Origin of the sequence: Amycolatopsis sp. NPDC024027 (assembly GCF_040638975.1) — a bacterium.
Classification (GTDB): Bacteria; Actinomycetota; Actinomycetes; order Mycobacteriales; family Pseudonocardiaceae; genus Amycolatopsis.
Genome location: NZ_JBEZYY010000016.1, coordinates 73,782 through 85,768 on the forward strand (window position 1 = coordinate 73,782; position 11,987 = coordinate 85,768).

The window sequence follows — 11,987 nt, forward strand, 5'->3', positions numbered from 1 at the left end:
GTCACCGGCTGAGCCGCGTCACCATCTCGGTCACCAGCGGGCCAGGACGCCGGTGGTGCACCAGAAAGATCTCCCGGGCCGGCTGGGCGTCCGCCGCGTCGCGCACCTCGACGCGGGCCGCGCCCACCCGCTCCAACACGCTCTCCGGCACGAACGCGATACCCAGCCCGGCCTCCACCAGCGCCAGGATCACCTGGTAGTCCCGGGTTTCGTACGCCACCCGCAGCCGGACACCGGCGGCGTCGGCGAGCTGCTCGAGACAGGCTCGGTTGGGCACGCCCGGGCTGCCGGAGATCCAGTCCTCCGCGGCCAGCGTCCGCAGGGTGAGCCGGCGGGCGCCGGCCTTCGCGTGCCCTTCCGGCAGGATCAGCCGGAACCGCTCCGAGCGCAGCAGCGTCCGCTGCAGGCCGCGCGGGTCGGGCAGCGGTGCGCCGGGGTAGCGGTGGGTGATCAGCAGGTCCAGCTCGCGGGAGCTGACCAGGCCGTACCCGTCCGGTGGCTCCAGGTCCAGCAGCCGCAGCGCCACACCGGGGTGGTCGCGGCGGAAGCCGGCGAGCGCGGCGGGCACCAGGGTCATGCCCGCGCTGGCGAACGTGCCGACGGTGAGCTCCTCGTCGAGCAGCGCGCGGACGGTCCGCTCGGCCGTGCGCAGCTCCCCGACGATCGCCTCGGCGTGGACGAGCAGCGCCTCCCCGACCGGCGTGAGCGTGACGCCGCGGGCGTGCCGGTCCAGCAGGCGGGCCCCGGCGTCGCGCTCCAGCTTGGCCAGCTGCTGCGAGACGGCGGACGGCGTGAACGAAAGCCGCTGGGCGGCCGCGGCGATCGAGCCGGCGTGCGCGACCTCGGCCAGCACGGCCAGGCGGTGGGCGTCGAGCACGGGAGCCTCCAGCCGTAAGTTCTGCTAACTCCAGCATAGGAGACGTCGCTGGTGCTTATGTCGGCCCGCGCGCATGCTGAAGCCATGATCAGCACAGCGGATGTCGAACGGGCGGCGGCACGCATCGAGGGCCAGATCCGCCGGACGCCGGTGCTCGCCGCGGACGAAGGCGCGTGGTTCAAGCTGGAGCAGCTGCAGCACACCGGGTCGTTCAAGGCCCGGGGCGCCTTCAACCGGATCCTCGCCGCCGGTGCGCAAACCGGCGTGGTGGCCGCGTCCGGGGGCAACGCCGGGCTCGCCGTCGCTTACGCGGCCCGCGAATTCGGCCTCCCGGCGCGGGTCTACGTCCCGGCGACCGCGCCCGCGGTGAAGGTCGCGAAACTCCGCCAGCTCGGCGCGGCGGTGGAACTCGTCGGCGAGAAGTACGCCGACGCCTACGACGCGGCCGTCAAGCACGCGGCGGACTCCGGCGAGCTCTTCTGCCACGCCTACGACCACCCGGACATCTGCGCCGGCCAGGGCACCCTCGGCCTCGAACTGCTGGAGCAGGCGGACACCCCGGACACGATCCTCGTCGCGGTCGGCGGCGGCGGGCTGCTGGCCGGCGTCGCCGCCGCGGTCGAAGGCCGGGCGCGCGTGATCGGCGTCGAGCCGCGCACGATCCCGACGCTGCACTCGGCGCTGGCCGCCGGCGAGCCGGTCACGGTCGGCGTCTCCGGCGTCGCCGCCGACTCGCTGGGCGCGTCCCGGCTCGGCGACATCGCGTTCGCGGTCGCCACCCGCACGGACGCGGGCTCGGTGCTGGTGGACGACACCGCGATCGGCGAAGCGCGGGCGGCGCTGTGGGACCGCTACCGCCTCGCCGTCGAACCCGGCGGGGCGACCGCGTTCGCCGCCCTGCTCTCCGGCGCCTACCGGCCCGCGCCGGGCGAACGGGTCGCCGTCCTGCTGTGCGGCGCCAACACCGACCCCGCCACGCTCACTTCCCCGACAGCCGCGCCACCACCGGCGCGAACTCCTCGAGGAACGCACCGTTGACGCTGAAGTAGGACACGCCCTGTTCCGCGCGACGGCGTTCGAGCTCCGCCACCATGTCGTCGACGCCGCCGCGGAGCAGGCCGAGGGAGTCGTGCTCGATCAGCGTCTCGGCGTCGACGCCGATGAAGCCGCGGATCCACGGCGGGACCGTGTCGCCGACCACCCAGATGTTCATCGCGAACTCGAGGTCGCGGTCACCGGCCGCCGAACGGACTTCCTCGACGTACCCGGTCATTTCCTCCCGGGTGGTCAGCACGCCACCGGCCATCGTGACGATGTCGGCCTTCCTCCCGGCGAGGCGGCGGGCCTTCGGCCCGCCCGCGGCGATCATCACCGGCGTGTGCCCGTCGCCGTCCAGCCGGCGGACGTGGTCGATCGTCTCGGAAATCGAGTCGAGGCGCTCCTGCCCCGAGCCGTACGGCAGCCCGAGTTCTTCGGCCTGCTGCCGCATTTCCGGCCGCCCGGTGCCGAGGCCGAGCTCGAACCGGCCGTCCGTGACGACGGTCAGGCTCCGCGCCTCCCAGGCCGCCGCCCGCGCGGTCCGCAGCGGACCGGCCAGCACGAACGAGCCGACGCGCAGCTCGGTCGTGGCCGCCGCGGCCGCCGCGAGCGCGGCGGTCGGCGTCGGCATGTTCAGGTTGTCCGGGCAGAGCAGCGTCGAATAGCCGAGCTCTTCGGCACGGCGAGCGGTGGCGAGCCACCTGGCTCCGCCATCGGTCGCGCCCGCGACCACGCCGAACCGGAACGCCTTCAGCGGCATCGGAGCACCCCCACGTCGTTGGTCCTTCGATCAAACCACCGGTGGGCCCGGCCGTGCCACCACGGCCGGGCCCACCCCGGCATCAGCCGCGCTGGTACTCCTCCCAGGTGACCTTCGCGACCTGCGGGCCGTCGTCGGCGCCGCGGCCGGCCAGGCCGTTCATGCCCAGGTAGTAGTCGCCGGTCTGGTGCTGCGCACCCGACGACAGGTCCGGGTCGGAGACGGCCATCGCGTGGATGTGGTACTCGAAGCCCTGCGCCGGCGTGCGGTACCAGGCCGCGAACCCGACGTTGCGCAGCGCCTTCAGCAGGGTGTTCCGGGTGGTCGAGGACATGCCGGACACCGAGATGTCCATCGCGCCGCCGCCGTCGTGCGTCCCGGCCGAGGCGTCGACGCCACCGGGGTTGTACGAGCCCTGCGTCAAGCTGACCTGGAAGCCCGCTTTTCCTTCCGCCGCAACGAGCATCGCCTTGGTGCGGGTGTTGAGGGTCTTGCCGTGGTAGGTCACCTGGCTGCCCGCGGAAACCGCGTTCGTGACCGTGTACCGGCCTTCGCCCAGCTTCTCCAGCGAAGTCTTGCCCGGCAGGCCGGAAGCGTCGAGGCCGGTGTAGCCCAGCGACTTCTGGTACTGCGAGTACGCCGTGATCGTCGTGGTGCCGAAGTAGCCGTCGACGTACTGGCTCGCCAGCAGTCCCTTCGCCTGCAGCGCCTGCTCGACGAGCAGGACGCTGTCGTGTGCTCCAGGCGTCAACGTGTCGTCGGCGCGGCGCGGGTCGATCTGGGCCGCCTTGAGCACGGCCTCCATGTTCGCACCGGGCAGCACCGTCGTGGCCGCAGTCTCGGCCTGAGCCGGTGCGGCCACGGCGAACGCAGCGGCGGTGAGCGCCGTGAGCACGGCGGCCTTCGTGAACATCTTGGTCCTCCATGGGTCGGTGGTGCGATGGCCACGAGAATCGCCCAACCGGATACAAGGGACGTACAAACCGGTTTCACCCGGCCCGGAACCCCCGCAGGCGCAGGCTGTTCGTGACGACGAAGACCGAGCTGACCGCCATCGCCGCGCCGGCGATCATCGGGTTCAGCAGGCCCGCGGCGGCCAGCGGCAGCGCGGCGACGTTGTAGGCGAAGGCCCAGAACAGGTTGCCCTTGATCGTCCGCAACGTCCGGCGCGACAAGCGGATCGCGTCGGCCGCGGCGAGCAGGTCGCCGCGCACGAGCGTCAGGTCGGCGGCCTCGATCGCGGCGTCGGTGCCGGTCCCCATGGCCAGGCCCAGATCCGCCTGGGCGAGCGCGGCCGCGTCGTTGACGCCGTCGCCGGCCATGGCGACGACCTTGCCGTCCGCCTGCAGCTGCCGCACCACGTCGGCTTTGTCCTTCGGGAGCACTTCGGCGATCACGTGCTCGATGCCGACCTCGGCGGCGACCGCCCGCGCGACGGTTCCGGCGTCCCCGGTCAGCAGCACCGGCGTCAGGCCGAGTGCCCGCAGCCTGCGGACCGCTTCGGCCGACGTCGGCTTCACCGTGTCCGCGACGACCAGCCGGCCGCGCACTTCGCCGTCCCAGGCCACGGAAACCGTGGTGCCCGGGTGCTCCTCCGCGTGGTCCCCGGCGAATTCCGCCCGCCCGACGACGACCTTGTGCCCGTCCACCACGCCTTCCACGCCCAGGCCCGGGGTACTGCGGAAGTCCACAACGGACGGCAGTGCGCCGAACCGCTCGCGAGCGGCGTCCGCGATCGCCCGGCCCACCGGGTGCTCGGATGCCGCCTCGACCGCGCCCGCGAGGCGCAGCACTTCGCCGCCGCCCCGCACCAGCGCCATCTTCCCGGTGGTCACGGTGCCGGTCTTGTCGAGCACGACGGTGTCCACGCGCCGGGTCGATTCGAGCACCTCCGGGCCCTTGATGAGGATGCCCAGCTGCGCGCCGCGGCCGGTGCCGACCAGCAGCGCCGTCGGCGTCGCGAGCCCCAGCGCGCACGGGCACGCGATGATGAGCACGGCGACCGCGGCGGTGAACGCGGCCGACGGTGTCTCCCCGGCCCCGAGCCAGAAGGCGAGCGTCGCCACGGCGAGCGCGATGACGATCGGGACGAAGACCGCCGAGACGCGGTCCGCGAGCCGCTGGACCTGCGCCTTGCCCGTCTGCGCCGCCTCGACCAGCCGGGCGGTCTGCGCCAGCTGCGTGTCGGCACCGACGCGGGTGGCGCGGACGACGAGCCGGCCACCGGCGTTCACCGTGGCGCCGGCCACGACGTCGCCCGGGCGCACCTCCACCGGCACGCTCTCGCCGGTGAGCAGGCTCGCGTCGATCGCGGACCCGCCGTCCTCGACGACGCCGTCGGTCGCCACCTTCTCCCCCGGCCGCACCACGAACCGGTCGCCGACGGCGAGCTCGCCGATCGGGACGCGCCGTTCCCGGCCGTCGCGCAGCACGGCGACGTCCTTGGCGCCGAGGTCCAGCAGCGCGTGCAGGGCGGCGCCGGCCCGGCGCTTCGAGCGGGCCTCGAAGTAGCGGCCGGCCAGGATGAACGTCGTCACGCCGGCGGCGACCTCGAGGTAGATCGCGCCGTCGCCGGCCATCCGCTCGACGGTCAGCTCGAACGGGTGGGTCATGCCGGGAGTGCCCGCGCTGCCGAACAGCAGCGCGTACAGCGACCAGCCGAACGCGGCGAGCGTGCCGATCGAGATGAGCGTGTCCATGCTGGCGGCGCTGTGGCGGAGGTTGGCGAACGCGGCGCGGTGGAACGGCCACGCGCCCCACACCAGCACCGGGGCGGCCAGGGTGAGCGAGATCCACTGCCAGTAGGTGAACTGCCAGGCCGGCACCATCGCCAGGACGACCACGGGGACGCTGAGCACCGCGGAACCGAGCAGGCGCTGCCGCAGGGTCCGGGTGGGGTCCTCGCCGGCCCGTTCCGGTTCCACCGCTTCCACCGCGTCCGCCGCGTCCGCCGCGGGCAGCGTGGCGCCGTAGCCCGCCGCTTCGACCTGGGCGACGAGGTCCTGCGGAGCGACGTCGCCGGCGTAGCTGACCTTCGCCTTCTCCGTGGCGTAGTTGACCGTTGCCGTGACGCCGTCCAGCTTGTTGAGCTTGCGTTCGATCCGCATGGCGCAGGACGCGCAGGTCATGCCGGTGATGGCCAGTTCGACCTCGGCCCGGTCCAGCTGCACGGTCACGACGCGCTCCCTTCCGCGGTGGTCACGGTGAATTCGGCGGTCCGGACGACGCCACCGTGGCGGAAGTCCAGGAACAGGCGGTAGGTCCCGGCGGAGGGCACCTCGGCGAAGAACGTCACGGCCGGGCCCGCGGCGGTCTTCCCGTCGCCGGGCTCGCCGTCCGGGTGGACGTGCAGATACCCCAGGTCGCCGCGGCGGAGGGCGACGAGGTGGCCGTACGCGCCGAGGTAGGGCTGCAGATCGGTGACCGGGTGGCCGTCCTCGGTCACCGTCGCCGTCACCCGCGAGGAGCGGCCGGGGACCAGGTCGCCGTCGAGCCGGACACGGTAGCCGCCCACGTCCGCGACCCGCGACTCCCAGTGGTCGACCGGCTGGAACAGCCCGGGCGCGACGAGGTCGACGCCCAGCGTCTGCGCCTTTCCGCCGGACGGCGTGAAGTCCGCGAAGGCCCGGTAGCTGCCCGCGTCGGCGATCGCGATCGGCACGGTCCACGTGCCGTCGGCGCCCAGGTCGGGGTGCAGGTGCCGGTACCCGGTGGTGTCGCGGCGGACGACGATGAAGTGCATCCGCTTCTCGTGCTCGACGTCGTAGGCGGTCACGGCGGCGCGGTCCGGACCGGTGATCTTGAAGGTGAACGCCGTGGTGGCGCCCGGGGTGAGCGTGGTGGACGCGGGTTCGAGGGTGTAGCCGCCCGCCGCCGAGGCCAGCCCGCCGGGCTGGTGGTCCACGACCGCCGCGGCGGTGCCGCCGTGGGTGTCCGCGTGCCCGGCGGCCTCGGTCCCCGCCCCGGTCGCGCGCGGGAAGGGACCGACGGCGGTGCCGGTCACCCAGCCGCCGCAGGCGACCAGGGCGAGGGCCGCGCCGTAGGCCCCGAGCTTCGCTGCGGTGTTCATGTCAGCCGGTACCCCACTTCTTCCACAGCGCCCCGCACGTCGTCGGTGGACAGGGCGGCGGTGCTGCGCACGGTCACCGCGCCGGTACCGAGGTCCACGGCGACCCCGGTGACGCCGTCGAGTTCGCGGATCCCCTCTTCCACCGACCGGGCGCAGTGGCCGCACGTCATGCCGGTGACGGTGTAGGTCGAGTTCGTCATACCTCCAGAAATACCCTAGGGGGGTAGGGTAATCAAGGGTGGTGACAGCATGTAATCCCTGACACAGTCGAGGACGGACCCACTGGTCCAGGCGTGTTGATCGGCGTCACGGAGAGTTTCTGGCGGCCCGCCCTGGACGTACCCGTGCTCGTTTCGTAACCTGTTCGAGATCTCGCGGCCCCCGGTCGTCCCCCGACGGCGACGCGAGATCGCCGCCGATACCCCCCTGCCGGGTACCGGACCCCACGCGGGCTCTTCCTCTTGCGGTCGAGCGCGCCCCGGGCACGGGCGAGGCCCCCGACTCGCCGTCCCGGTACCCGCCGGCGGCCGATCAGCAAAGGAGACCCGCGCGAGAATGCGTTCGCACCAAGTCAAGCGCGTGGTGTCAGGTGCCCTCGCCGCGGCCTCGGTGATCACCCTCGTCACCATGGCCCAGCCGGTGGCCACCGCCGCCCCCGTCCCCGTCCTCCAGGCGCCCCCCGCCGGCTCGGACGCCCTCGCCAAGTACCGCGATCTCGCGGCGCAGGCGGAAAAGCTCAACGAAGACCTGCTCCGGGCCCAGGACGACCTGACCGCGAAGCAGGGTCAGCTCGACAAGGCCAACGCCGACGTCGACGCCGCGAAGAACGCCGGCGCCCAGGCCATCGAGGCGAAGCAGAAGTACCAGTCCGAAGTGGACAAGTTCGCCGGAGCGTCGTTCACCAGTGGCGTCCAGATGAACAAGCTGTCGGCGCTGCTGGCCGGAACGTCCACTCAGGACTTCCTGGACCGCTCGGCGGCGCTCGAGGTCATCGCGACCGACAAGAACAACGCGATGGGCAACCTCAGCGGCGCGGCGGCCAAGGCCGCGGCGGCCGAGAAGTCGGCCGCCGACGCGGCGAAGCGGGCGCAGGACGCCCGGGACGCGGCGGCGAAGCTGGCCTCGGACATCGAGGCCAAGAAGAAGGACCTGCAGGGCCAGATCGACCAGATCGAGGCGCAGAGCCGGAACCTCAGCACCTCCGACAAGGCCGCCCAGAAGGACACCGGCGGTGCGGCGCCGACCGTGAAGGCACCCAGCGCGGCGGCCCAGAAGGCGGTCGACGCGGCGCTCAGCAAGCTGGGCAGCGCCTACGTCTGGGGCGCGACCGGGCCGAGCACGTTCGACTGCTCGGGCCTGATGCAGTGGGCGTACAAGCAGGCCGGCATCACCCTGCCGCGGAACTCCGCGGCACAGGCCGGCTTCGGCACCTCGGTGTCGCGTTCCCAGCTGCAGCCCGGCGACCTCGTCGCCTACTACTCCCCCGTGTCCCACATCGGGATGTACATCGGCGACGGCAAGATGGTGCACGCGCCGACGAGCGGCGACGTCGTCAAGATCTCGCCGCTGATGAGCGAGTACGCGGGAGCCACGCGCCCCACGGCCTGAGGTACCACGGGTGCCCCGTTCCGCGAAGTGTAGAAATCGCGGAACGGGGCACTTTTCGCGCATGGACGAGAACCCTGACGCCGTCACCGTCGAAGCCGTCGGCAAGGTGACCGAGGCCCTCGAGACGATCGAGCGCGCTCGCGGGCACCTCTACTCCTTCCACCAGCTGACCGGCAGCGCGGACCTGGCCCTCGGCGAGGCCGTGGAGCAGCTCGGGAAGGCCGGCCACGGCGACTGGGCGAGGCGGATCTCCGAAGAGCTCATCGGGCTCAACGTATTACCCGATCGGTGGACTTTCCAGGTCGTCGAGGAGTACGACGACGGCTACTACAAGGCGTGCCGCGACCTTGAGCGTGAGCTGCTCACTTCGCTCACCGGAGGGCGCCGCCACCTGCACGAGCAGCAGATGAAGGACGACCGCCGGACGCACGGCCGGCCGGGCCACGAGGCGGGCGGCCCGAGCACACCCCCGGCCGCCCCGTGAGCGGCGATTGTCGGACCCCTGCGCTACAGTCGATCGCAGGCGAACAGATGTTCGATTGGAGCTGAGATGACCGATCAGGTGGAACCGAACCCCGAGAAGGACCCGAGCGACTGGACCACCGGCGACGAGCCGATGACCGGGCCGCAGAAGTCGTACCTGCAGACGCTGGCGCAGGAAGCCGGTGAAGAGGTGCCGGACAACCTGACGAAGGCGGAGGCGTCCGAGCGGATCGACGCTCTTCAGAAGACGACCGGCCGCGGCACGTGAGGGGCGCGGTGGCCGGGTGACGGGCAGGTGAGCCCCTCGCCCGCCCGCCTGCTGGGCCGCCGAAGTGCGGCGCGGGCAAGGCAGACCCACGCGCGGCGGGGCGCAGCCGGTGGGCGATCGAGGGGTGGTGCCCAGGTCCCGCGCCGGGTGAGAGCCCCGCGCTCGCCCGCCTGCTGAGGCGCCGAGGTGCGGTGCCAGGCAAGGCAGACCCGCGCGCGCCGGTCCGCAACCGATGGGCCACCGAGAGGCGGGGCCCGGGTGCCGCGCGGGTGGTCCCCAGCGCTCACGGCCCACTGGGCCGCCGAGGTGCGGTGCCGAGCAGGTGAGCCCACCCGATTCGCGCCGGTGCGTCGACCCCGCAGCCGCTGGTGTGCCCGACGCCACGGCTTGTCCCTCGCCGGTGGGGGTAGTCATCCGAGAGATGCCCTACTCCCCGATGGAGGACATCCCGTGTACTTGACCGTGCTGCTCGTCACCCTCGCCGGACTGCTCGTGCTCGGTGGATTCGCTGTCCGGGAGCTGCCGAAGCCGTATCCGCTCACCGCGAAACGGACCCTGGTCGCCGCCTGGGTGGTGGCCGCCGCCGGGGTTGGGTGGTGGGCCTTTGCTCCCGGGGCCGCGCCGCTCGTTGTCACCGTTGTCGGGTTCGGGTTCCTCGTTGCCTCACTCAACCGCGGGCCCGAGCGGCCTTCGTACCCGCGGGCGACCCCGTACCAGCCGCCCCGATGAGTGGAAGCGCGCAGACCGGGTACCTCTCGGGAATGTCGCATCCGAACGAACAGCAACCCGAGATCGCCCGGCCCGACACCGAAGATCCCGGCCGCTCCGAAGACCGGCTCTACCGTCGCGGCGAAGGCGAACCGCCGGACAACCCCGAGGAAGCCGATGGCGTCGGCGCCAAAGTGATCGGCGAACTGCGGGAGCGGCGCGAAGGCTGAGTGTTCAGGCCGCTTCCGGCAGCGCCGCACCCGTCACGCGGAGCAGGAACTCGGCGTTGGAGCCGGTCTTGCGGAGCTGCTCCAGCAGCTGCTCGATCGCGTGCGGGCCCGGCAACGCCCGCCGGACTTCGCGCATGGCCGCGAGCTCGCCCGGGGTGACCAGCAGTTCTTCGCGCCGGGTGCCGGAGGCGGCCACGTCGACCGCCGGGAAGACGCGCCGCTCGGCGGTCTTGCGGTCGAGTTTGAGCTCGGCGTTGCCGGTGCTCTTCAGCTCCTCGAAGAACACCGTGTCGGCCAGCGAACCGGTTTCCACCAGCGCCGACGCGATGATCGTGAGCGAACCGCCGCCCTCGACGTTCCGTGCGGCGCCGAGGATCCGCTTCATCGGCAGCAACGCGGCCGCGTCGACGCCGCCGGACAGCGTGCGGCCGGACGGGCGGGCCGAAAGGTTGTACGCGCGGCCGAGGCGGGTGAGCGAGTCGAGCAGAAGCACGACGTCTTCGCCGTGCTCCACCAAGCGTTTCGCGCGCTCGACGGCGAGTTCCGCGACAGCAACGTGTTCGGCGGGTGGACGGTCGAAAGTGGACGCGATCACCTCGCCGCGCACGGTCCGGCTCAGCTCGGTGACCTCTTCGGGACGTTCGTCGGCGAGCAGGACCAGCAGCCGGCAGTCGGGGTGGTTGACCGACAGCCCGTGGCCAATTTCCTGCAGCACCGTGGTTTTCCCGGCTTTCGGCGGCGAGACGACCAAGGCGCGTTGCCCCCGGCCGAGCGGGGTGACGAGGTCGATGACGCGGGGCAGCAGCCGCGCCGGCGTGGTTTCGAGCAGCAGCCGGCGATCCGGGTGCACGGGCACGAGGTCGGCGAAGCGCGGGCGCGGCTCGTCCGGGTCGCGGCCGTTGACGCTGGTGATCTTCTCGGCGGTGCCGGTGATTTCGTCGCCGGGCCGCAGGTTGTGCTTGCGCACCAGGGAAAGGGGGACGGCAACGTCGTCGGGCGCGGGCCGGTAGCCGGGCCGGGCGAACGGGGTTTTACCGGACAGGTCGAGGATTCCGTGAAAAGACATGGGTGTCTCCTGAGATGGTGATGGGGCCCGCGCACAGACGGCGAGGCCGGGAAGAAGGAAAGAGGCCGACTGGCCTGGATCCGGGGAGCTGCCTCCGGGCGGCCGAGGGGCCGACATCCGCGAGGAGCGTCTCCAACTGTAGCGACAGATCTCACGAAGCACAACGGGTAAGACTCCGTGGCGGTGGGTAGTCCACGTGAGAAGCCCGCTGAAACGGGGGAACCGCGGCTGAACGATGGGAGCGGATCGTGTATCGACATACCCCGGAAACTGGCGTCGATACGGGCGAGAGCACCGACGCCGACCAAGCCGGGACCACGGCCCCGGAGCGCTTCGCCGCCGGAGCCGTGGTCGCCCCGGCATTCGAAGAACTGGCGCCGGCTCTGCCCAACGAGATGGCCGGCCTGCGCCGCAAGCTGATCCAGTGGCTGAGCGAATTCCCGCTCGACCCGGACAGCCGGCACGACATCACACTGGCGACGTACGAGGCCCTGGCCAACGTAGCGGCCCACGCCTACCCGGACGGCCACGGCTGGGCCCGCTTGCAGGCCCGCCGAGAGGGCGACGCGATCACGGTGACGGTGACGGACACCGGCTGCGGCATCCCGGCGACGCGCCCGCGCGAAGCGGGCCTGCGCACCTCAGGTGGCCGCGGCCTGCTGCTGATCGACCAGGTGACGGACCAGTCCGACATAGACACGAGCGCCACGGGAACAACGGTCCGCATGACGTGGCGCCCGCCGGCCCTCCGGGACGCGGGCTAGCCGCCCACTCGCGACACCGCCCGGCTGAGCCGGAGGAAACCACCGGCCGGCTGAGCCCGGTAAGCGCCAGTGGACCGAAGACCCGCAGGCCGACTGACCGGGCCAGCGCCAGTCGT

Annotated in this window: 14 protein-coding genes; 7 read left to right on the top strand and 7 right to left on the bottom strand. The window is 72.3% G+C overall.

Annotated elements, in window-relative coordinates:
• Position 1: 1 nt before the first annotated feature.
• Entirely contained in the window at positions 2 to 877 is an 876-nt protein-coding gene (locus AB0F52_RS32985; RefSeq protein ID WP_360179553.1) for a LysR substrate-binding domain-containing protein, read from the bottom strand.
• An 84-nt stretch (positions 878 to 961) separates the two neighbouring features.
• On the opposite strand from AB0F52_RS32985, the gene AB0F52_RS32990 reads away from it, so the two are divergent.
• Positions 962 to 1,915 (top strand): threonine/serine dehydratase, encoded by a 954-nt coding sequence (locus AB0F52_RS32990; RefSeq protein WP_360179555.1) that lies wholly within the window; start codon positions 962 to 964, stop codon positions 1,913 to 1,915.
• Here AB0F52_RS32990 and AB0F52_RS32995 read toward each other — a convergent pair.
• The 5 genes from AB0F52_RS32995 to AB0F52_RS33015 all read right to left on the bottom strand — a co-directional run bounded on the left by AB0F52_RS32995 (position 1,857) and on the right by AB0F52_RS33015 (position 6,944).
• Positions 1,857 to 2,675, bottom strand: coding sequence for an LLM class flavin-dependent oxidoreductase (locus tag AB0F52_RS32995; protein ID WP_360179557.1), 819 nt, complete (start codon positions 2,673 to 2,675; stop codon positions 1,857 to 1,859). The two genes, AB0F52_RS32990 and AB0F52_RS32995, sit on opposite strands and share 59 nt — an antisense overlap.
• A gap of 82 nt (positions 2,676 to 2,757) precedes the next feature.
• A complete protein-coding gene (locus AB0F52_RS33000) occupies positions 2,758 to 3,588 on the bottom strand; it encodes a peptidoglycan-binding protein (RefSeq protein WP_360179559.1) in 831 nt (276 codons plus the stop codon).
• A gap of 76 nt (positions 3,589 to 3,664) precedes the next feature.
• The gene (locus AB0F52_RS33005; protein WP_360179561.1) at positions 3,665 to 5,851 is read right to left on the bottom strand and encodes a heavy metal translocating P-type ATPase; all 2,187 of its coding nucleotides are present in this window, start codon (positions 5,849 to 5,851) and stop codon (positions 3,665 to 3,667) included.
• Positions 5,848 to 6,744, bottom strand: a complete 897-nt coding sequence (locus AB0F52_RS33010) for a hypothetical protein (RefSeq protein ID WP_360179563.1) — start codon at positions 6,742 to 6,744, stop codon at positions 5,848 to 5,850. Before AB0F52_RS33010 ends, AB0F52_RS33005 begins: the two co-directional genes overlap by 4 nt.
• The gene (locus AB0F52_RS33015) at positions 6,741 to 6,944 is read right to left on the bottom strand and encodes a heavy metal-associated domain-containing protein (RefSeq protein WP_360179565.1); all 204 of its coding nucleotides are present in this window, start codon (positions 6,942 to 6,944) and stop codon (positions 6,741 to 6,743) included. Before AB0F52_RS33015 ends, AB0F52_RS33010 begins: the two co-directional genes overlap by 4 nt.
• A gap of 355 nt (positions 6,945 to 7,299) precedes the next feature.
• Between AB0F52_RS33015 and AB0F52_RS33020 the strand changes: the two genes are divergently transcribed.
• From AB0F52_RS33020 to AB0F52_RS33040, 5 genes are all read left to right on the top strand, one after another.
• A complete protein-coding gene (locus tag AB0F52_RS33020) occupies positions 7,300 to 8,352 on the top strand; it encodes an NlpC/P60 family protein (RefSeq protein ID WP_360179567.1) in 1,053 nt (350 codons plus the stop codon).
• A gap of 61 nt (positions 8,353 to 8,413) precedes the next feature.
• Complete coding sequence (locus AB0F52_RS33025; protein ID WP_360179569.1) at positions 8,414 to 8,836, top strand: hypothetical protein; 423 nt, start codon at positions 8,414 to 8,416, stop codon at positions 8,834 to 8,836.
• Positions 8,837 to 8,902: 66 nt separating this feature from the next.
• Positions 8,903 to 9,103 (top strand): DUF3072 domain-containing protein, encoded by a 201-nt coding sequence (locus AB0F52_RS33030; protein ID WP_013227672.1) that lies wholly within the window; start codon positions 8,903 to 8,905, stop codon positions 9,101 to 9,103.
• A 450-nt stretch (positions 9,104 to 9,553) separates the two neighbouring features.
• Positions 9,554 to 9,832, top strand: a complete 279-nt coding sequence (locus AB0F52_RS33035; protein ID WP_360179571.1) for a hypothetical protein — start codon at positions 9,554 to 9,556, stop codon at positions 9,830 to 9,832.
• A gap of 32 nt (positions 9,833 to 9,864) precedes the next feature.
• On the top strand, positions 9,865 to 10,041 hold the full coding sequence (locus AB0F52_RS33040; protein WP_360179573.1) for a hypothetical protein: 177 nt from the start codon (positions 9,865 to 9,867) through the stop codon (positions 10,039 to 10,041).
• Positions 10,042 to 10,045: 4 nt separating this feature from the next.
• Here AB0F52_RS33040 and rho read toward each other — a convergent pair whose 3' ends face one another.
• On the bottom strand, positions 10,046 to 11,107 hold the full coding sequence (gene rho, locus AB0F52_RS33045; RefSeq protein ID WP_360179575.1) for a transcription termination factor Rho: 1,062 nt from the start codon (positions 11,105 to 11,107) through the stop codon (positions 10,046 to 10,048).
• Between the two features lie 248 nt (positions 11,108 to 11,355).
• Between rho and AB0F52_RS33050 the strand changes: the two genes are divergently transcribed.
• Positions 11,356 to 11,871 carry an ATP-binding protein gene (locus tag AB0F52_RS33050; protein ID WP_360179577.1) on the top strand — a complete coding sequence of 172 codons (516 nt, stop codon included), beginning with the start codon at positions 11,356 to 11,358 and terminating at the stop codon, positions 11,869 to 11,871.
• Positions 11,872 to 11,987: the final 116 nt, after the last annotated feature.